This window comes from Photobacterium marinum, from assembly GCF_000331515.1.
Lineage (GTDB): Bacteria > Pseudomonadota > Gammaproteobacteria > Enterobacterales > Vibrionaceae > Photobacterium > Photobacterium marinum.
Genome location: NZ_AMZO01000003.1, coordinates 36,748 through 57,187 on the forward strand (window position 1 = coordinate 36,748; position 20,440 = coordinate 57,187).

At 40.9% G+C, this 20,440-nt stretch carries 17 protein-coding genes and 1 pseudogene; 10 read left to right on the top strand and 8 right to left on the bottom strand.

Annotated elements, in window-relative coordinates:
* Positions 1–11 precede the first annotated feature (11 nt).
* Positions 12–1,397: a class II fumarate hydratase gene (locus C942_RS03510; RefSeq protein ID WP_007462539.1), complete on the top strand. Its 1,386-nt coding sequence runs from the start codon at positions 12–14 to the stop codon at positions 1,395–1,397.
* 50 nt (positions 1,398–1,447) lie between these two features.
* Here C942_RS03510 and C942_RS03515 read toward each other — a convergent pair whose 3' ends face one another.
* Entirely contained in the window at positions 1,448–2,245 is a 798-nt protein-coding gene (locus C942_RS03515) for an EAL domain-containing protein (protein ID WP_007462540.1), read from the bottom strand.
* A 570-nt stretch (positions 2,246–2,815) separates the two neighbouring features.
* On the opposite strand from C942_RS03515, the gene C942_RS03520 reads away from it, so the two are divergent.
* The 3 genes from C942_RS03520 (at position 2,816) to C942_RS03530 (ending at position 4,969) form a co-directional block, all read left to right on the top strand.
* A complete protein-coding gene (locus C942_RS03520; protein ID WP_007462542.1) occupies positions 2,816–3,352 on the top strand; it encodes a cytochrome b in 537 nt (178 codons plus the stop codon).
* 2 nt (positions 3,353–3,354) lie between these two features.
* A complete protein-coding gene (locus C942_RS03525; RefSeq protein ID WP_007462545.1) occupies positions 3,355–3,924 on the top strand; it encodes a YceI family protein in 570 nt (189 codons plus the stop codon).
* A 232-nt stretch (positions 3,925–4,156) separates the two neighbouring features.
* On the top strand, positions 4,157–4,969 hold the full coding sequence (locus tag C942_RS03530; protein WP_007462547.1) for a bifunctional 5,10-methylenetetrahydrofolate dehydrogenase/5,10-methenyltetrahydrofolate cyclohydrolase: 813 nt from the start codon (positions 4,157–4,159) through the stop codon (positions 4,967–4,969).
* A 153-nt stretch (positions 4,970–5,122) separates the two neighbouring features.
* On the opposite strand, the gene C942_RS03535 is transcribed toward C942_RS03530, so the two are convergent.
* Positions 5,123–5,857 (bottom strand): beta-ketoacyl-ACP reductase, encoded by a 735-nt coding sequence (locus tag C942_RS03535; RefSeq protein ID WP_007462549.1) that lies wholly within the window; start codon positions 5,855–5,857, stop codon positions 5,123–5,125.
* 370 nt (positions 5,858–6,227) lie between these two features.
* Positions 6,228–7,856 (bottom strand): methyl-accepting chemotaxis protein, encoded by a 1,629-nt coding sequence (locus C942_RS03540; protein WP_036798611.1) that lies wholly within the window; start codon positions 7,854–7,856, stop codon positions 6,228–6,230.
* Between the two features lie 304 nt (positions 7,857–8,160).
* Between C942_RS03540 and C942_RS25710 the strand changes: the two are divergent.
* A pseudogene (locus tag C942_RS25710) lies at positions 8,161–8,280 on the top strand (transposase); the annotation flags it as partial.
* A 146-nt stretch (positions 8,281–8,426) separates the two neighbouring features.
* Here the strand turns inward: C942_RS25710 and C942_RS03545 are convergent.
* From C942_RS03545 to C942_RS03555, 3 genes are all read right to left on the bottom strand, one after another.
* Positions 8,427–9,713 carry an L-cysteine desulfidase family protein gene (locus C942_RS03545; protein WP_007462554.1) on the bottom strand — a complete coding sequence of 429 codons (1,287 nt, stop codon included), beginning with the start codon at positions 9,711–9,713 and terminating at the stop codon, positions 8,427–8,429.
* 156 nt (positions 9,714–9,869) lie between these two features.
* On the bottom strand, positions 9,870–10,202 hold the full coding sequence (locus C942_RS03550; protein ID WP_007462556.1) for a hypothetical protein: 333 nt from the start codon (positions 10,200–10,202) through the stop codon (positions 9,870–9,872).
* A 102-nt stretch (positions 10,203–10,304) separates the two neighbouring features.
* Complete coding sequence (locus C942_RS03555; RefSeq protein ID WP_036798613.1) at positions 10,305–10,757, bottom strand: methyltransferase family protein; 453 nt, start codon at positions 10,755–10,757, stop codon at positions 10,305–10,307.
* Between the two features lie 206 nt (positions 10,758–10,963).
* On the opposite strand from C942_RS03555, the gene C942_RS03560 reads away from it, so the two are divergent.
* The 5 genes from C942_RS03560 to C942_RS03580 all read left to right on the top strand — a co-directional run bounded on the left by C942_RS03560 (position 10,964) and on the right by C942_RS03580 (position 17,869).
* Positions 10,964–11,395: a YgjP-like metallopeptidase domain-containing protein gene (locus C942_RS03560; protein WP_007462560.1), complete on the top strand. Its 432-nt coding sequence runs from the start codon at positions 10,964–10,966 to the stop codon at positions 11,393–11,395.
* Between the two features lie 70 nt (positions 11,396–11,465).
* Positions 11,466–12,875 (top strand): tyrosine-type recombinase/integrase, encoded by a 1,410-nt coding sequence (locus tag C942_RS03565; RefSeq protein WP_007462562.1) that lies wholly within the window; start codon positions 11,466–11,468, stop codon positions 12,873–12,875.
* Between the two features lies 1 nt (position 12,876).
* Complete coding sequence (locus C942_RS03570) at positions 12,877–15,228, top strand: hypothetical protein (protein ID WP_007462564.1); 2,352 nt, start codon at positions 12,877–12,879, stop codon at positions 15,226–15,228.
* 2 nt (positions 15,229–15,230) lie between these two features.
* Entirely contained in the window at positions 15,231–17,384 is a 2,154-nt protein-coding gene (locus C942_RS03575; RefSeq protein ID WP_007462566.1) for a hypothetical protein, read from the top strand.
* A 2-nt stretch (positions 17,385–17,386) separates the two neighbouring features.
* Positions 17,387–17,869 carry a hypothetical protein gene (locus C942_RS03580; protein WP_007462568.1) on the top strand — a complete coding sequence of 161 codons (483 nt, stop codon included), beginning with the start codon at positions 17,387–17,389 and terminating at the stop codon, positions 17,867–17,869.
* Between the two features lie 43 nt (positions 17,870–17,912).
* Here C942_RS03580 and C942_RS03585 read toward each other — a convergent pair whose 3' ends face one another.
* Positions 17,913–18,419: a YgjP-like metallopeptidase domain-containing protein gene (locus tag C942_RS03585; protein WP_007462570.1), complete on the bottom strand. Its 507-nt coding sequence runs from the start codon at positions 18,417–18,419 to the stop codon at positions 17,913–17,915.
* Positions 18,420–19,036: 617 nt separating this feature from the next.
* Complete coding sequence (locus C942_RS03590) at positions 19,037–20,428, bottom strand: hypothetical protein (protein WP_007462574.1); 1,392 nt, start codon at positions 20,426–20,428, stop codon at positions 19,037–19,039.
* Positions 20,429–20,440 lie beyond the last annotated feature (12 nt).

The following is a 20,440-nucleotide window of genomic DNA, read 5'->3' on the forward strand; positions in this document are numbered from 1 at the left end:
GGATAATTATCATGAGCTCTCAATTTCGAATCGAAAAAGATAGCATGGGTGAAGTGCACGTCCCTACTGACGCGCTGTATCAGGCTCAAACCCAGCGGGCTATCAATAATTTCCCAATCAGTGGAATGCCTATGCCGGGCCAATTCATTAAAGCATTAGCATACGTTAAACAGGCTGCGGCACGCAGTAACCTGGAACTTGGTCATCTCAAAGGTGATATCGCCCACGCCATTATTGACAGTTGTCAGGAAATCATCGACGGCAATCACATTGACCAATTCCCTCTTGATGTCTTCCAGACCGGTTCTGGCACCAGCTCAAACATGAACGCCAATGAGGTTATTGCCTCCCTAGCATCGAAAAAAAGCAAACAAAATGTCAGCCCAAACGACCACGTCAATATGGGACAAAGCAGTAATGATGTGATTCCGACTGCTATTCAGGTCAGTGCGGCACTGGCTTGCCATTTCCACCTGTTCCCAGCGCTGAATCACCTAATTTCAACCATCGAACAAAAAGCTGAAAACGTAGGACATATTGTTAAAACAGGCCGAACCCACTTAATGGATGCCATGCCGGTCACTATGGGTCAGGAACTGCTGGGTTGGAAAACTCAGATTGAAAAAGCGCTGCAGGGCATTAACTATTCACTGGAAAATGTTACTGCACTAGCTCAGGGGGGAACAGCGGTTGGCACAGGAATCAATGCCGATCCTGAGTTTGCCGCCACTTTTACTAACAATATTTCAGTATCAACCGAGATTAGCTTCACTTCCAGCGATAACTTTTTCTATAACCTTGGTAGTCAGGATGCCATTGTAGCCCTATCTGGGCAGTTAAAAACTGCCGCTGTTGCTGTAATGAAAATTTCGAACGACTTACGCTGGATGAACTCCGGCCCACTTGCCGGCCTAGGGGAAATAGAACTTGAATCTCTTCAACCCGGTTCATCTATCATGCCGGGAAAAGTAAACCCTGTAATTCCTGAATCAGCCGCAATGGTTGCCGCCCAGGTTATTGGCAATGACACAACCATCACTGTGGCCGGACAATCTGGTAACTTCCAGCTAAACGTTATGCTGCCGGTAATAGCCCTCAACCTTATCCAAAGTATTGAACTACTGGCCAACGCAGCAACGCAACTTGCAGATAAGGCGATAAGCAGCTTCACCGTCAGAGAAGATAATCTGCAGCTAGCTCTGGCAAAAAACCCAATTCTGGTTACAGCACTAAACCCAGTTATCGGCTATTTGAAAGCCGCAGAAATTGCGAAAAAAGCTTATAAAGAAAAACGTGCAATTATTGACGTTGCAGAAGAAGAAACAGAATTGAGCAGAAATGAGCTGGAGAACTTGCTTAACCCACAACAGCTGACAGAGGGAGGCATTGCCCAGTAGAACTAGAGAAATAACAACCGGCGCTCTGCCCTTCAACGAAGGATAGAGCGCTATAGCGGTTCAAACTGACATAGACTATCGACCAGTTCAGGACGTCCGATAAAATACCCCTGCATATAATCCACCTGCAAATGCTTGCCTGCTGCGTAACAACGGTAATCTTCCACGCCCTCAAGCAAAACACGCGCCTCCAATTCCCGAGCCAACTTAATTACATTCAACAGGTCATCCCTCTTACCTTCAACATAGTTAAGCAATAGGCTGCGGTCTACTTTAATGATGTCAGGTCTCACATCGCGGGCTCGAGCTTCAGAAGACGCTTCAACACCATAATCATCAATTGCAATTCTTGCTCCATAACCTTGTAAATTACGTAATGAATTTACCAATAAAGCATCACAAGAACAGGTATGCTCAAGGACTTCAAAGTAGATTTGATCGATAGAGAGTCCGAGTTCATCAATCCTTCGAACAAAAGATTTCTGGGTGGCCTCTTGCTTATCAGAGTCTAGAGCTGCAATTGGTGAAAGATTGAGGAAAAGAGTTCCCTTAGAGAGAAATAAAGCAAAATTACGAAGATGTATCACCCTCGCTAAGCGGTCGAAATTAATCCTTTCAGCAGTACTAATAAATTCTGAATTAAAAAATGGCTCAGTTTTTAGTTTGTTGCCAGCCTCATCATAAACCCTCAACAAAGCCTCATAACCAAAAAGCTTACCCGATGCGGAGACAATAGGCTGGAAAGCGCTGTGCATCGCATACCCTTGATATCGGGCATAAAAGTATCCCGCTTCAGATTTATTCAAATACTGCTCAAGTTCATGCCTTGTTCTTAATATTTTAGCCACTGAACGCCTATATTGAGACTTGTTATAGTTTAACCATAATAGTAAGCGCTAGTTTGAGTAGTAAGCGCTTATAAAAATACAATGTAATTCACAAACTTTCCCCCATCATACCTACACGCGCATTGACGAAGTGTCTCACCCTTGAGACGACGCACTGTTTTACTCTTAATTAGTGAAATTCTTAGAGCTAAGTCAGACTTTCAGTGTTGCCTTAAAAAATATACATGGCTGGAAAAAGTCTGTCTTATTACCCTAATATTGTCTTAATAATCTCAACGCTATTGCCCGCCAATTTCGCGAAGGCATTCTTTTCAGCGTCAATACAACCACAACGCAAGTAACTTATCGCCCCCCTTCTCAGACTGATACCTGCTTTAATATCTGCGTTTCATCCAAATTACTTATCATTAACCAGGTACTGATATTAAGAACATTGGTGAGTCCTTGATCACCAATTCTGATAGTTCATTCAAATATTTTGACCTTGTTGTTCAACTGTTAAGCCTTATGTTCTTAAATGGAAAAACTAAAATAAGAATTATTCTAACCATGAACAGGCTATACAGAACCATGAAAAATGCTCCAGAAACCTATGACTGGCTATCTATTACGCTTCATTGGCTATCCGCTGTCGTTGTCATCGGTTTATTTGCTGTCGGTCTGTGGATGGTTGATCTTAACTACTATTCACAGTGGTACAAACCTGCTCCGCATTGGCACAAATCAGTCGGGCTTTGCTTAGCTGCAGCCACCGTACTTCGCCTAGGCTGGAAGCTTGTTAAAGGCCACCCAAAGATAGAAGGTGCCCGTTGGGAAAAAGTCGGCGCTAAGTTCGCTCACGGGCTTATTTATCTGATGTTATTTGGAATGTTCGTTTCCGGTTATCTAATATCAACAGCAGACGGACGGGCTATTGATGTATTTAACTGGTTCTCTGTTCCTGCGCTTGGTGAGCTATTTCCTAATCAGGCTGACATTGCCGGTGAGATCCACTATTACCTGGCTTTCGCCCTGATTGGTCTGGCTGTCGTTCATGCTCTTGCCGCGCTAAAGCACCACTTTATAAACAAAGACAATACCTTAAAAAAAATGTTGGGAGTAAAGTAAAGATGAAAAAACAACTGATCGCTCTGGGTTTGCTAACCGCAATTACCATTCCTTCATTAGCATCAGCAGCTGACTATATGATTGATACCAAAGGAGCACACGCCTCTATCAACCTGAAGGTCAAACACCTTGGCTATAGTTTTATCAAAGGGCGCTTTAATACTTTTGAAGGGGCATTCAGCTATGATCCAATGAACCTTTCAGCGTCAAAAGTAAATGTTAAAATCGATACCAGCAGCTTTGACACAAACCACGCAGAGCGCGATAAACACGTTCGCAGCGGCGACTTCCTAGATGTTAAAAAATACTCAACAGCAACATTTACTAGCACAAAAATCGAGCCGAAAGGTAACGGGGAAATGATCATTGATGGAGAACTAACTCTACATGGTCAAACTAAACCGATCAGTATCGACGCTCAATTTGTCGGCGAAGGTGAAGACCCATGGGGTGGTTACCGTGCCGGTTTTACCGGTACCACACGCATTGAACTAAAAGACTTTGGCATTCAGGTTATGGGCGAATCCAGCTATGTGGATCTTGAACTACATGTTGAAGGAATTCGCCAGTAATAGTAACTTCCAACTAAAATTCTTCAAATCCGGCTTTGGCCGGATTTTTTTATTAAACAAAGTTAAATTATCTCTTCCTTATAAGCTTTGTCTTTTTACACAAGATTCTTAACCACAAACCCAATACAATATCGGCCAAACTCAAATCATTTCTGAATTTTTTGCGCAAAAGCATTGTGAATAAAAATCCAGTTAGATATAAATCATACAAAAGTCACAAGCGTTTGGAAAAATGAAAGCAGTAATCAACACTATTTATGAATCAAAACTGGCAACGCTGAAAGACAAAATTGCCGTACTCAGCGCACCGGTTCAGCTCACTATCGTTACTGTCGGAGAAGATCCGGCGAGCAAGGTTTATGTCCGCAATAAAATTCGTCTTTTCGATGAACTGGGCCTTACCTGTAACCACATCACTCTGGCAGAAGAGACAACCACTCAGTCGGATCTGGATGAAATTGCAGCCAACGCTGAACATGCAATTTTATTCCAGCTTCCATTACCAAATGGGCTGGAAGCGCCGGATCTTCCAGCTTCAGTCGATGTCGATGGCTTTGGCTCTGAAGCTCTTGGGCAATTGGTTCTGGGGCAAAACAGCATCTTGCCATGCACTGTCCAGGCTACTATCGATATCATTGCAAGCCACTTCGGTGAAAACAACTTTGCAGGCCTGAAAGTGGCTGTTGTGGGCCGTAGTAACATCGTAGGTAAGCCACTGGCTATTGAACTAATCAACCGCCAAAGCACAGTTTCAAGCTTTAATAGTCGTTCAGACCTTGAGTCTGTAGACTGGAAACGTTACGACGTTGTTGTTGTTGCTACCGGCGCATACGGTGTACTGGAAAGCACACAATTCTTTGAAGGACAGCTGATCATTGATGTCGGCATCAACCGAGTTGACGGAAAGCTGGTTGGTGATGTTAAGCACAACCTTGAGATTGAACCAATGGCAGCTATCACACCTGTACCCGGTGGTGTTGGTCGTTTAACTTGTCTTCATGTATTAGGTAATGCAGTAAAGCTTGCTGAATGCGCGCAAGGTTAATGAACTGCCAGCTATAATCCGAAATTGCGATAAAAATAAGGCTACCCGAAGGTAGCCTTATTTATTTGTTCTGTATCTAATAACCATATTAAAACAGTCATCTCTATGTGATTACTGCTTCTAACGGGAGTTCTGTTTACCGGATATAGCGATTTAAATCACCAGGCCACCGTCAATTTTAAGGGTCTGACCGGTAATAAATGAGGCATTATCACTAGCTAGGAACAACGCACCTTTCGCAATATCTTCCGGCTTACCCATGCGTTTAAGTGGTGTTTTGTTCTTCATGTAATCCAGTACTTTTTCTGGCAAATCCACTGTCATCGGGGTTTCAATAAAGCCAGGGGCTATACAGTTAGCACGAACCTGTGCACCTTTACGCGAGAATTCTTTTGCCCAGCCTTTAGTCATCGCAATTACACCACCTTTAGTAGCAGCGTAGTTACTCTGACCGATATTACCGTCAGTACCAACGACAGATGACATAGTAATAATTGAGCCGATACCTGCTTCAATCATGACCGGAGCAATTGCCTGAGTCATATTGAATACACCTTTAAGGTTCACATCAAGAACCATATCCCAGTCATCTTCAGACATTTTGTCCAACAGGTTGTCACGGGTGATACCAGCATTATTAACTAATACGTCAATATTGCTGAATTCTTGCTTGATCTTCGCAATAAAGTTTTCGATTGCCTGACGATCACAAACGTTAAGCTCAACTGCTCTTACATTGCTATAATCAGACTCAAGATCAGCCATCGCCGCAGCATTCATATCACAGGCAAATACCATTTTTGCATCGTTTTTAGCGAAAGTTTCAACGATACAGCGACCAATTCCCTGCGCTCCACCGGTAACGACACACACTTTATCTTTAAGCATGATTTCTCCCAATTTTAATACCAATTAGTAATACATTTTTTGAACTGAAACTAAATTAGCATATTGAAAATATGTATCATCAACAAAAACATAGTATTTATATGGATATTAGAAGAAACCCACAAAATGAGGCGTAACAAGTTTGCAAAACCAACTGCTCGGATATGTCAGAGAATAGTCTCATGAAATAATAGTAATTAACTACACTATTCAGTTATATTGAGTTTTCTCTCATCAAATGTCGAGCAATATAAAAAACTCAAATAAAAACATATTGCTTATAACTATTTTAATGAATATAAAAAAGCATGAGGCACACTAATTACCTCATGCTTTAAACTATATTCTTTTTAAAATTATTATCTGATCTTCACAATGTAAAGAATGACAACGAATGCTTCTGTTTTTCTGCCAGTACAGACAATTCATCACTGGCTGTCGCACATTGACTTATACCTGTCGCATTTAAGCTGACAATATGATGGATGTTACTAATGTTTCGGTTAATATCATGAGTAACCTGAGATTGCTCCTCCGCCGCTGTCGCAACCTGAGTATTCATATCAGTAATACCCTGCACCGCTTCATTTATACCTTGAAGGGCTTCATTCGCCTTATCTGTGAGTGTATGGCTGCTTTCCAGCATTGTTCGAACTGAATGCATGGTTTCATTGGCATTAGCCGACTGAGCCTGTAACTGCTCAATAATGACCTGTATTTCCCCAGTCGATTCCTGAGTTCTAGCCGCAAGCTGACGAACTTCATCTGCAACAACAGCAAAACCACGCCCACTCTCACCAGCACGAGCCGCCTCAATGGCAGCATTTAAAGCCAGCAAGTTAGTCTGCTCTGAAATACTTTGAATCACTTCAATTACTTTACTTATCTGCACAGACTGTTGTTCGAGCTGGTTAACTACTTCAGCAGCATCATTCAAACGGCAGGCAATCTCTTCACTGGCGTGTGTAGTCTGGTCAAATAACCCTGCCCCTTCCGCTGCCAGTACACCGGCGCTACGGGCATTATCATCCGCCCTTACCGCAGCCTGATTGACGCTTTCAGCCGTAGAAGAAAGCTCTTCTACAGCAGTTGCAACTTGCTCAACTTCGGCTGTCTGCTGGTTGGCATTCTTTTCCGACTCTTTCATCACCGTAGCAAGCTCTGTTGATGAAGATGCAACACTCGCGCTGATTGTCATCAACTCACTGACCGTCTTACGCAATTGTGAAACCATTCGCTCAATATCATGAGCCAGATGGGTGAGTTCATTTTTTCCATCAGTATCTAACTCAACATTCAACTCACCACGAGCTACTTTTTGCATCGCCTGCTGCAGAACTAAAACAGGACTAACAATATAGCCAGATAATAACCATCCAAATCCGACACCGACCAAGATCGTCGCTAATGTAAGCCACAAAGCCGTTTCGAGAATTTTATTGTGATTTTGAACCTGAATTGCAATCTGCTGATCTGTAATAACATTCAGCTTATCGGAAAGTGCATCAATCGCGACGGTCATATTGTCACCCAGAGAGCGGTACTGAGTGACATAAGTCTGATATTCCAGCTCATTAATTCGCCCTGCATGATACTCTGCCAGCACGAAAAGCATGGTATTGCGAGTATAATTTAAATACTCATTAAACGTTCGATTAAATGCATTTAATTCTGTTTCAAGACCAATCACTGCTCTGAGCTTCTCAATCGCAGAAGTATTTTCCTGCTCGGTCTGATTAAGGCTGTTTTCAAAGCTTTTTAACTGCGATTTATCATATATAGCGTAAATAGCGCTTACTCTTGTTGCGTACATTCCATTAATTAAAGTCGCAACACTATTTTTTGCCATCACTGCCTGTTGAGTTGTCATGTTCATTACAGAAACTGCATTTTCAAGACCACCACGACTCAAGAAAAACGAGGCTAAAAAGAAGATAGAGACTACAACAACCGGAATTGTCACCTGGCGCCGTATTGATATGTTCTTAAATATAGACATACAACTGCCCCTTATTGTATTAATAAAAATGCAATGGGAAAGCTCTGCGTCACTGCATATATTAGTCATAGCAACAGGGGGGAAGAGTTACAAAGAAATAATAATCACATAGATCTCACTTTCACTATAATCGCTATTTATAGACAAATTCAGCAATTATATTCAAATGCAGCTTAAGAGCTTGAATTAATATTCAGCAATATTTATTAGGAATAAGCAAATCATTTTCATTCATTTATGAAGGAATAATCACAAACCAATTAATCAGCTGAAGTCGGGATAAAAATATGAGGAACTAAAAAACTGGTTATATGGCTTCAAATTGCAGATTATCGTCAATCATGCAGGTGATATCGTTGCTGCAAAACTTACCCGAGCTGATCTTGATAATAAAATGCCTGTTCGAACTCTTTCCAAAGGCTTGTAGGATAAGCTATACGCCGATAAGGTTTCATGTAAAACCTACTTGGGGGCTTGGTTGCCTACAGCCTAAAATCAGAAAAGCCATCGCTTATATAACCAGACTAAAAAATGGATTAATAGCGATGGCTTAAACCGTTCTGAGGTTAATTACTTGTGAACCATGATATCCAAGATCTGAACATCCGTTTGTGTCATCGCACCATTCGCCAATGCCGACATATTGCGAATCGAGACATCAACATCGTCAGCAACAATACCTTCATTACCGGTAACACGGATGCCATCCAGCGCCATCAACGCCGCTTTTACTGCTGCACTAGCAGATGAAGACACTTTCATTGCGCAGCTGGTTTTTGCACCATCACAGATAATCCCGGTAATATCGCCAATCATGCTGCAGATAGCATCACTTACCTGCTTAAACTGGCCACCAAGCAACCATGTCATTGCCGCAACTGCACCCATTGATGCTGTTGTCGCACCACAAAGTGCAGACAGCTTATTCTGGTAGCTCTTAATGTAAATAGCCATCAGGTGAGACATCATTAGTGCACGAGCAAGAGTATCTCTGTCAGCTTTAACATGCTCAGCAACCACCAGCACAGGCATCGTTGCCGCAATACCCTGGTTACCGGAACCTGAGTTACTCATGGCCGGCTTCATTGCTCCGTCCATACGTGCATCTGAAGCAGCTGATGTACGGCACAGCACATCCGTTAGCAAGCCACCGGATAGCAGACCACGCTCAACATTTCGCTGGAAAGTAACACCAATCTTCAAGCCGTATTTACCGGTCAAACCTTCTTTCGACAGCGCGTCATTCAGTTCAACTGCCTGAACAATGAATTCGATATCTTCTACCGGTACATTAAGGGCAAAATCATAGATATCTTGAGCTGTTGCCTCGGAGAAAATATTTCCCGGCTGTTGTTCTTTCTGAACAGGTTTAGGATCAGCAATAAATACCGACTCACCATTAACCTCAATGGCAACCACATTGGTATGGCCGTCAGCAATGATCACTGTCGCCTCATTTTCACCATCGCTGACTGTAGCTTTGGCATACAAAATATTAGAAACCTGAGCGACACCAACTGAAACCTGCTTTTGATCGATCATCAGCTTTGCAGACTCAACGTCTGTCGGTGTAATATTTTTCAGAACTTCAAGGCCAGCGTCAGCATCACCCGCAAGCGCACCGACAGCAGCCGCGATAGGCAGGCCAACCATGCCAGTACCCGGTACACCAACTCCCATACCGTTTTTCATCAGGTTCGGTGAAACAAATGCATCAACACGGGTTGGCTTGCTTTTAAGATGAGTAGTCGCAATAGAAGCCGCCAAGGCTACAGAAACAGGCTCGGTGCAGCCAAGTGCCGGAACGACTTCTTTCTTTACTGTTTCAATAAAACCGGTCCAGAGGTGCTTTTTCATGTTATTCCCTTCAAAAAACAGATGGAAGTAGGAGTAAGGAATTACCTTTTGTTTTATAGGGTTAATTTACACCTGTCTTAAGGAAAATATTTTGCCTATTTTGCTATGCCTTACTGAATAAAGAGAATTATTTTCTCCTATTGAGCAATTTCACAACTAACAACCACCACAGCTGCCACAACGCCAGTCCTCAGCATTTACTGCATGATAGAAAAATCGAAAATGTTCTTCATCAATAGGCACGTTATGCTTTTCAAAAACATCGGCCAGCCAGTCAACATTGGCGACAATCCAGTCATCTTCTTTGTCACCTTCAGTGTAAAGTGGATCATCAGGGTCCATGAAGTTATAAATTCCATAAGTTCCCATATCTTTTTCCAGTCTGTCTTCCGGTAGTTGCAGTAGGGTGTTGTTATAGTGAATTTCCCAATGGCCCAGACACAGGGTGTTCCCCACTGATGTCCAGCGAACCTGAAATGGATTTGTCATTTTATATACAGAGGTAAGTCAAAAGTGGCACATAATATCTGCCACCAAAGACAGGTCAAGTTCTCATCATCACTCTGATGACTTGACGATAATGCTTAAGGCTTAACACCAACGGCGTACTTTTCTGCAATATTCGCGAAATTCATCGCCAAACATTGCTTCCAATACATCCTCTTCCGGCTCAATCTGAAAGTTATTCATGTAAAGGATAAACAGTGGGATCATAATAACCGCAGAAATTGCGGATAAATAAACAAATGCCGCAATAAGCCACACAAGCAAACCGAGATACATTGGATTACGGGAAAAACGATAAATTCCGGAAGTAACCAGTCGGGATGCTTTATGAGGCTTATGAGGATTAACTGTCGTTCTTGCTCTGGCGAAAGCCACTATTCCAGCCAGCCCCGGTAAGGAGCCGATAAGCCCTAAAATCCATACCAGCGCATACTGCCCAGAAAAGGAAAATACCCACAAAGGCCAGTAGACAGAAAGTAAATACATACCTCCCAGCGTCACAAGTAATACAAGGGGGGGGGGTAATTTCAAATACATCAAGCTCAGCTCCAGCAAACTTTAAGTATTAACTTATAGCCTGTTTCAATCAATTGCACAATTGGCACATTACACTCTTAATGATTTTAATTTATTGAAAATAAAGAACAAAAAAGTGATGACAAAGTAATCAATTGCGTAGCTTCGCTAAGCCTTATAGAATCCCTTCTAAAATAAAAGCCATATATCATTCTGTTATAAGCATCATGTCAGAACTTAAATACTTGCAAGGATACCCTGAATCGCTCGTTGATCAGGTACGCAACCTAATCGCTAAGCAACAACTTAAGCCATTTCTGTTAAAGAAATACCCGTGCTGTCATGATATTAAAACAGAAAAAGCGTTATATGATTTTGTTCAGGAGCTAAAATCAGATTACCTGAAGAAGTCTGCCCCTATCAGCAAAGTGGTCTACGACAAAAAAATACATGCCGTTGATCACGCTCTCGGACAACATGCCTTTGTTTCGCGGATACAGGGAAGCAAACTCAAAGCCAAACACGAAATACGCATTTCCTCTATTTTTCGGGAAGCACCGCTACCGTTTCTGCGTATGATCGCCGTCCATGAATTAGCTCACCTGCGGGAAAAAGAGCATAACAAAGCATTTTATAATACGCTTGAAAAAAAACTATGACAGAATTTCTTGATAAATTTCTATGATAAACCACGATTAATTTAGAGTGGGAATTTAGAGAGTATTGATCGTGGAAGAAACTAGAGAACAAAGTAACTTATCTGCTGAAGATAGTGACTTTAGATTATTGGAAGTTGAAATAGATAATTTAGCTAAAGTTAAACTTGAAGGGAAAGTAAACGCCAATACTGGTGAAATAAGTGTTATTCCCGAACTGGATGCCAGTCCTTTAAAGTCATACCATAAAACCACAAAAATCCTTCTTGCTCCTGATGGTACTGTTGTATACCCACAATCACTTTATTTGGTCTCAAAGCTTAGAGGTGAAGGCAAGGTAGATGATACTGGCTCTATAGCGTTAGCCTTACTCACCTATACTCGCTGGCTTGATAGTACTCATCACCCACAAGAAAATGAGGATGGTGAGATCATTCGTCCCCAAAATCTTACCTATAAGAGCCTCTCAAAATATGAAGAAGAAGGCGCACCTTGGCAATTTGCAGAGTTTTTGATTGCTAATTGTCGTCATAGGAACTCAGATGGTAATGAAGCCTACGCCCTCAGCACCGCTAGATGCTATATGAATGCTGTTCTTGGGTTCTATAAGTGGCTCTACAAAGAAGGATACTTACAAAAAGATGATGAGAGAGTTGTCACCCATTACAGTAAAGTAACCACTGGTTTTGATAACTCAATCAACCATAATGATATGTTGGCTCATACAAAAAAGAACAGTAAACCCCGCCAAGTTGAAGTTTCTAACATCATGAAGTTGTTCCCTAAAGCGGAGTCAACAGAGGCGCATAAAAAACTCAAACCTTTAACGCTACAGCATCAAGATATCTTTGAGGAATATGTAGTTCTACTACCTAACCCGTTTCCACTTATGTTTAGGTTATCAAAAAGAGCAGGTCTGCGTATTGATGAGTTAGACAAATTCCCTGCGCATCAGATTGGTGAAATGGTAACAGATGGCTTAGATGAAGTACCAATTCAAATAACTGAAACGAAATTTAGTAAGCCTAGAACACTACAAGTGCCCGTTGACTTGTATGAAGAGCTTGAGATCTATAAGTTTTCAGAGCAACGCATGAAGAATGTCACCAAGCGTGTTGCACTGAGGCAAACAGATAATGACCTTGATGATACGGACTACCTATTTCTGAGCAACAAAGGTAAGCCTTACGCAACTAATACACTAGAGGTACATTTTAATAATCTTCGCGATTGGATTGTTAATGACTATCCTTGGTGGTATTACAGACCACATGACTTGCGAGCTACTTTTGCGACAAACTGGTTAAGACATGAAGCCGCGCTTCGACAAGTCGGTTACGACTTTTTAATGGACGAACTAGCAGAGTTGATGGGACATGAAGAAACCTCTACGACAGAGAAATACATTAAGTACATGAACCAGGAAGCATCCCAATTAGTCGTTGCTAAGAGAAAAAACGAGAAGTTACAAAGAGGTTGGTAATATGGCGAAAAGTCCATTGGCGAGAGCAAATAAAAAGCTACTTAAAGTGACCAATCCAACAGCAAACGTTACACCAATTTCTTTGATGATTCCTTACAAGGATCCACAAGACAAAAAAGTGCGTGACTTTGATATTTCTCATTTAGCTCACTTTCGTTGTGATAAAGACAATGAGCAAATAAGAAGTCGCTTACGTTATCTTCGTTCTTTATCAAAAAATGCATATAATAGGTTTGATAATGGCAATTTGTCTCCCACATCAATGGCTGCTTATTATGTAGTGTTAACTAACTATATCTCCTTTTGCGATTATAAAGGCGTAGAACCTTTCTCAAAGGAAGGATATCTCGCATTCGTTGGAAATGATGGTGAACTTCGTCATCAAATTAAACAGTATAACCCCTCAAAGCGGTTATTTGAGTATGCTGATGGCGATGACATCGGAATAACAGAGTATAGTGCTAGTGTTAAAAAAACTTGTTTACATTGTGCATTAAATTTATGTGGAATAGACTTTCAGTCTTGGTCGCACTTGTGCAAACCATTCTATCAAGAGAAAACACCTTTCAAAGCATACTCTAGGCGTGATGAACAAATGATTGTCAGCCGACTGAGTGAGCTTTTCTTCGGTTTATCATCTCAGCTTATTGTCATAAAAAAAGAATTTCAAGATTCTAGTTTTCAATATTTGGATGTACCAATCACCATTAACGGCAAAGTAGAAACATTATCCTTTTCAACTTCGCTAAACAGCAAAAATAAAAATGGAAAAGGTAAAACACGTACCGACTCAGCGTTTAACTTGGCGATGGGGGCTGCCTATCATTTATTTTGTTACTTCACGTCACTCAATGACTCTGTGATTAGAGAGGTATGCCACCCACTCCAAGTAAATATAAGCAACCGAGATAAGAACCTAAAAACCATAAAAATCTCAGGGTTCAAGCGTAGGGCAAACAAAGATGTTAGTTCAATAGTCAGTAATGAAATGGATGATTTGGAGTTTGATGTTGAGAAGCGCGATGGTGTGGCGTTCATCGAGGCATTATCTGAATTGTCGAAAGCTTACGGGAATACCGATGAGATACTTTATATGTTGGACTGTAATGGTAAACCCAATAATAGGTTTGATTTGGCAGTCTTAAACAGAGCTCTAACCTCGACATTAAACCTTGTTACAAGCGATAGAGCCTCGAATATTGAGTGGTTTAGTGAGCAATTCTATTCACTGTGGCTCAACAACGAATCTATTGAATTGGGCACTTATATTAATAATTTTGGAAGAAAAGTAGTTAAAAAAACAAAGAAACCTATCAGCAATAGTTGGAAGTCAGCTAAGTTGTTAAAAATCAGCTACCTCATTTTTTCTTGTTTTTCAGATGCTTCACTAAAAGGTATTGTTCTTCCGCTTTCATTCTCAGAAACAAAATCAGATGGGAATATAACCGTTTCATTTTCACGCTATGATAATGATGAAAAGGGCTCATTCACGATTCCTGCTAATTATCTAAAATTGGTTCAAGATATTGAAAAGTGGGGTGAGTCCCGTGAGTATCGCAGCACTCAAGCTCGATATCTATTGAGAACAGGAACAGGCTCAAAGCCAACCCAATGGGAAGGGTTGAATCCGATTGGGCCGACATTCTTGCCTTCAATTGGCATTTTTGCCAATGAGTATTTTGTTAACCTCTCCTCAAGTCGTTTTAGAAAAACAACGAGTCATCAAGAGTATCGAGATGGGTATCTAAGTCACGTCAAAAATATCTTGCACAGTACACTTGCTACCCTTGAGAGGCACTACACAAATGGTCATCCAGAATTAAACGAGTTGATTTTGTCGCAAGCTATACAGGTTCTTGAGCGTATCAGCAAAGGAGACTCTCTCAACGACGCAAAAACGCATGTTCGAGAACAACATAAAATTGCAATGTTAGCGCATGATGAATGGTTGCAACAGAAGACAAAGACTAACCCTAATGGCATTTCCTGTAATGGCCAACAAGACCTCATTAGTGGGAAGAAAACGCAAAGACAGACAAATAAGTCGATGGAAATGGAATTACCCTGCTCTGAATTTGATATGTGCTACAAATGCAAATCAGCCAAAGCGGTTGATGAATCTAATTCTATCTATAAGTTAATTTCATACATTGACGTACTCAAAGAAGCGCTAGACCGTTATCCAAATGCCAAGGATGAAGTTCAGGAGAAAATTGCTGCATTTGAATACACCCTAGAAGGTGCAAGCTCTGATGTGTTAGAGAAAGCGTTTAAGTGTTTCATCAGAGATGGACGACACCCTAGAATCAGCATGAATCATGCGGTTATATCTATCAATGATGGAGTGATTTAATCATGATTAAAATTAATAATGTAGAGCGCTTTGAGTCTATCAAGAAAGCCCAAAATAATGTCGGCACTCACACCAACTATCTAGCTGATGTTCTAACGTCTGTAATAGCTCTCGGAGATTGGGACGTGCTAGAAAGGATGGATATTGGATTTACAACAGGCGGTAAATCGCTTGGTAAGATAAACAATGACACTTGGAATATCCAGTCGTTCTTTGAACCCAATGCTTCAACAAAGTGTACATTATCATTCACTATTAGTGATAACGTGTTAGAGCGTAACCTCAGAAACCAACTTAAAGCACTTATCCTCAAAATGCTATGGGTATCCCCAAGGGATTATTCGTTTGCTACGTGCGTAAAAACCCTTACTCAACTCAAGAAATTCTCCATAGCTCTGCTCGATGAAGGGATGAATTCTTTTTCTGATATCACTTTTGAGCTGCTGGATGAATGGATAATAGCAGGTGATGTTGGTATTGATTTTAATTATCAACCAACTTATTCGGCACTTAATAAGTTGGTGATTGAAGCAGAAGGGTTACCCTTTGATGTGAATATCAAGCGCACACTTATTGCCAATGAGTTTAATTTAACTTTGAAAGAGCCTGAGCAATACGCGGTTATCCCGCAACGCATCTACTACTGCGCCTTGAACTATGCTACTGAGCAGGTGGAGCGTTTGTATTCAATTCGAGATAAAATTGAATCTGTGTCCCACTCCCTTGTGAGATTTAAAGATAACCTGTATCAACATTACGCAGAGTTTGTATTTAAAAAAGGTAAGGCTATGTATTTGCACAATGGCCATAAAAATAGCCGAATATTTAAAGATGAATACCAAAAGCTAGCCTCACCGTCTCTAGAGCAGATTTATGATTCGATAAAGGCCCATAGACCAATCATAAGAACTGAGCATATCGAAAAATTTTTGCCACCGTTAAATATCACCATTTTAGGTCAAACATTGAAAAACTTAGACGACGTTGGTAATTTTTTATCTAATTATTCTGCGTGTTGTAGCTGGCTAGTCATGGCGTTATCAGGAATGCGGATTGATGAGTTGTATCACCTTCACGCTTCAAACGGTTGTACTAATGAAATCATTTCAGGGCAGAAGATTTTCACCTTTAATGCGGATTTATCCAAAACAACCAAAGGTAAGCAAGCCAAGCAAGACAGCTTTGTCACAACAGAAGTTGGCAATAAAGCGTATGAAGTGTTAAATGCTATTCATCGGCCACTTAGGCAAACACAGGCCTCCTCTAATCAACTTTTTTTTCATAGAGTTAAAGGGGAGCATTCAGCCACGACAAAGAATACACTAGGCAATAATATTCGTAATTGGTTTGAGCATACCTTTACCTCTGAATTAGAACTCACCTCTGATGACATGAAAGACTTACAGGTATCAGACCCTAAACAAACTGAATATAAGCTTGGTGGGACGTTCAGCTTTACAAACCATCAACTAAGACGCTCATTTGCATACTACCTTATAGGGTATGAACTACTTTCATTCCCACAACTTAAACAGCAATTTAGCCATGTATCACTAGCGATGACTCGGCACTACGCCAAGAATGCCAGTAAATTTCAGAAGCTTAAAAAGAGTACCTACAAGGAAGTTGAAGACGAAAGAATCACCCAAAAAGCCAAAATTTATCTCGATATTTATGAACGATTGGCAAATAAAGAACGTGTAGCTGGCGGTAAAGGAAAAGCGTTTGCCAAGAAAAGAGTGCAAGAAGGTGAAAATAATCTATTCACTGAGAAAAGAAATAATGACATGCTAACTTTGGCATACTGGGAGCATAAATTGCGTAAAGGAGAACGACATGTACATGTTGTTGCCCCGGGCATTTACTGTACATCGACAAATTGCTCTTTACGCACACAGGTTAATCTGTTGGAGTGTGTGGATTGTGATAATGACTATATTGTAGATGCAGTGTTTGCTGAGGCAAAAAGAAAAGAAGCGGAAGAGAACATGCACTACGACATTCTACACGATGAATTAACCCCTCAATCGGCCTCTGAGTGTTATATAAAAATCACCGCAGCAGAGCGTATCATGGATGATTTAGGGCTGGATTATGAACCTGTTATCTATCCCAAAGAAATCACAAATATGCTAATACCATACATTGGAGTATAAAGATGAAAGATGCAACAAGAAAAGCCCTACTTGATGCCTTAGAGAGATTGGTTGCAGGGAACCCCCAAAATATTGAGCTTAGAAAAAAAGCTGAAAAAGGTAAGTTAAAAGTAAATTACAGTACCGTTGAAAAAGAAGCTGGAAAGTCCGTTGGTGCGCTTCGCAATCACAAAGATATTATGGAACTCATAAAGCAAAAATCGCTTGATGTACGAGTCTCCAAAAGCGATACAGCAAACACTCAGATCGACGTGTTACAAGCGGAACTGAAAAAAGCGAAAGAGTACGGCACGAATCAGGCCAAGTTAAAGAAAAAGCACCATGAGCAAGCGAAGCGTGATGCAGATTCTTTAGCGTTGCAAGCAGCTAAGCATGTCAAAATGATTGAACAGTTAATGCTTATGATCCCAGAAGAACAAAGGGAAGCTGCAATGGATAAAGTTGTTAATACTCATGCTGATAATGTTGTTCTATTAAATAAATAGCGTATTTAGATACAAAACGCCAGCTCTAATGATTACCTTATAATTAACTATATATTGGGCCGAACATATCTAAATGCGTTAAATATAAACGCATATCCAGTTCCAACTGATGATAATTAGGCTCCATGTGACAACAAAGGTTATAGAAGGATTTGTTATGCTGCTTTTCTTTTAAATGTGCCAATTCATGAATTACAATCATTCTCATAAAATCTAAAGGAGCAGTTTTAAAGACTTGAGCCACTCGAATTTCATTTTTAGCTTTTAGCTTACTACCCTGAACACGAGATACAAAGGTATGTAAACCAAGCGCATTATGAACAGCATGAATTTTCTTATCGTAACTGACTTTACTAATAAGGGGTGACTTCTTTAGGTACTTTCTTTGTAAATCTACTACATAGTTGTATAACAGTTTCTCTGTTGTAATATTATGCTTTTCAGGGTATTTTTTCTTTAAATACACACCTAACTTTTCACTGTCAACAAGGTATTGTACTTGTTCAAGTAGTTGAGGGGAATATCCTGATAAATAAGTCAACTTTGTCATATAATAAAACCATGTCACACTTAAATAACTCAATTTTATCGGTAAATGCGTTAAAAAACGACAGTTTTATTGTTCTGGCAAACATATAGGAACTCCAACATCCCTCGGTAAAGCTCATCACATACTGCACGTGAATAAAATGAGAAATTTGTTAATAATCACAATCTAACATTGCGCTTTCGCTACCAATATGTGCACTCAATAGCTAACATTTTCTGACTGAAAAAAGCCAACAATAGTCGGCTTTAATAAACGTTTTGGAACAGAAATTTGTTAGTGCTTTTGATCTAACTAGTAAGGTTTGGGTAACTCGGATGGTTAACGCCGCCCTCAGCAGTGGCCGCTGGCGGCAAATTTGGTAACAGCTCCAGCCACCTGCTGGAGGGCCTTGTTACCCAGGGCAAACGCACGAAGAATGAAATTACGCGTATAATCAATATGTTACGATCTGAGGATTATTCCAGCCCTAGACTGTAACAGCTTGATTTCCCGTTACGTTGTGATTTTCATGCTATTGCCCTGCCTTATTACCTGAAGTGCGGATTAACGGTATAGCTTATTATGCTTCTACTTTTCTATTTAGTGAGCACAACAGGTAGCCTTTTGTAACCCTTCAATTATTCCTGTTGCTCGACCTGAGCTGTCATTGTTCTGAAAGCCTTGTCGTCATCAGGCCCTTCATAAGTCATTAATCCATGTGCAGCTTCCAATAACGAAATACGAGCTACATTGTATGCGTCAGCACGTTCTTGCTTGAGCGATTTTAGCCTATCTATGTTTGTGCCATGAAGGATCTGAGAACGTCCTTCCTCATAGATCACTCGAATAAGACTGCTAAGGGTTTGCCCCGTTGATTTATTCACCACGCTCTTCTTTCCAATGCCAGTGAAATTTGCAACCATATCAGCAATACCACTATGCTTACCGCCACAAGCTAAGACATCTAGGCTGGTCCCAAGTTTAGCTATAGCTGTTTGGTCACTCTCTTCTCGGCAAGCCTCTGCAAGCCAATTAAGCGCTGTTGTCCATCGTAAAGCGAGCTTTGGCCAGGGGCTACTATCCGGATTTATCACTCCTTCAAGTATCCTGCCAATATCCTGTGTACTAATAGGAAAGTCAGATAATTCCTTCAGCACAGCGTCACCATCAATACCAACCACTCTTTTACTAAGTGCACTCCCTGGCAAATGCAGGTATCCATTAGTCTCTAATAAAGTGTAAGTTCTAATTGGTGGCAAGCGCTCACCGTAGAGAGATTGCTGCAGAAATGCATCCTGATAACCAATTATCAAAGAGATTGAGTCTAGCGCTGCTTTACAAGCAAGTTTTGCAAACCTTTCAGAATACACTGCTTCGTACCCTGAAATAGTCACCCCAACGACAGTATGACAGACTTTGATTGCGTCATAGATATAGTCTGTACTGTCCGGCAGAGAAACGTCACTTCGAGGATCGTTGAGTGCCTCTTTAACAGACGCTTTCCAATCGATTCCACCTCCTGATTCTAAACCGAATCGTCGCTTGGCATTCTCGCTGAAATCAACTTCATCCAACCAGTCTTCTCTGGTCATTATCTTCACTGGCCCGACTTCAATGGGGCCACTACGCTCCATATGAAAGGTCCATGCTGGAAAATAATGGGTATGCTCTTTTGCTATCTTATCTAACTGGCTATCAATCCGTTTCTTCAGTTCCTTGATAGCCTGCCTATCCTCATGCCATTGAGAGCCATCAAATAGCCCTTCTGAAAGCATATTGGCTACTACTTTGCGAACTACTTGTATGTAAGATGGTAGCTCAATCTTTACCCCGCCATCGAGTCTGTTCTCACAAAGGATTTGTGCCAACTTTCTTAAGTACTCTCTGGCTGATGAACTAAAATGTATCTGATATCCGTTATCCGTAGTTAAGAAATCCGGGAACGTTTTCTCCGAACCCCAATCAAAGCCCGGAGAGTTAGCCTCGAACAATGCGTCAACTAGTTTAATTAGGTTGTTCTTTAAACTCATTATTTTCTTCTA

Excerpts from the sequence above, each read along its gene's own strand:
- C942_RS03585 (WP_007462570.1), bottom strand. The coding sequence starts at position 18,419 with ATGACAAAGTTGACTTATTTATCAGGATATTCCCCTCAACTACTTGAA.
- C942_RS03530 (WP_007462547.1), top strand. The coding sequence starts at position 4,157 with ATGAAAGCAGTAATCAACACTATTTATGAATCAAAACTGGCAACGCTG.
- C942_RS03525 (WP_007462545.1), top strand. The coding sequence starts at position 3,355 with ATGAAAAAACAACTGATCGCTCTGGGTTTGCTAACCGCAATTACCATT.
- C942_RS03560 (WP_007462560.1), top strand. The coding sequence starts at position 10,964 with ATGTCAGAACTTAAATACTTGCAAGGATACCCTGAATCGCTCGTTGAT.
- C942_RS03575 (WP_007462566.1), top strand. The coding sequence starts at position 15,231 with ATGATTAAAATTAATAATGTAGAGCGCTTTGAGTCTATCAAGAAAGCC.
- C942_RS03510 (WP_007462539.1), top strand. The coding sequence starts at position 12 with ATGAGCTCTCAATTTCGAATCGAAAAAGATAGCATGGGTGAAGTGCAC.
- C942_RS03570 (WP_007462564.1), top strand. The coding sequence starts at position 12,877 with ATGGCGAAAAGTCCATTGGCGAGAGCAAATAAAAAGCTACTTAAAGTG.
- C942_RS03580 (WP_007462568.1), top strand. The coding sequence starts at position 17,387 with ATGAAAGATGCAACAAGAAAAGCCCTACTTGATGCCTTAGAGAGATTG.
- C942_RS03535 (WP_007462549.1), bottom strand. The coding sequence starts at position 5,857 with ATGCTTAAAGATAAAGTGTGTGTCGTTACCGGTGGAGCGCAGGGAATT.
- C942_RS03545 (WP_007462554.1), bottom strand. The coding sequence starts at position 9,713 with ATGAAAAAGCACCTCTGGACCGGTTTTATTGAAACAGTAAAGAAAGAA.
- C942_RS03590 (WP_007462574.1), bottom strand. The coding sequence starts at position 20,428 with ATGAGTTTAAAGAACAACCTAATTAAACTAGTTGACGCATTGTTCGAG.
- C942_RS03540 (WP_036798611.1), bottom strand. The coding sequence starts at position 7,856 with ATGTCTATATTTAAGAACATATCAATACGGCGCCAGGTGACAATTCCG.
- C942_RS03550 (WP_007462556.1), bottom strand. The coding sequence starts at position 10,202 with ATGACAAATCCATTTCAGGTTCGCTGGACATCAGTGGGGAACACCCTG.
- C942_RS03520 (WP_007462542.1), top strand. The coding sequence starts at position 2,816 with ATGAAAAATGCTCCAGAAACCTATGACTGGCTATCTATTACGCTTCAT.
- C942_RS03555 (WP_036798613.1), bottom strand. The coding sequence starts at position 10,757 with ATGTATTTGAAATTACCCCCCCCCCTTGTATTACTTGTGACGCTGGGA.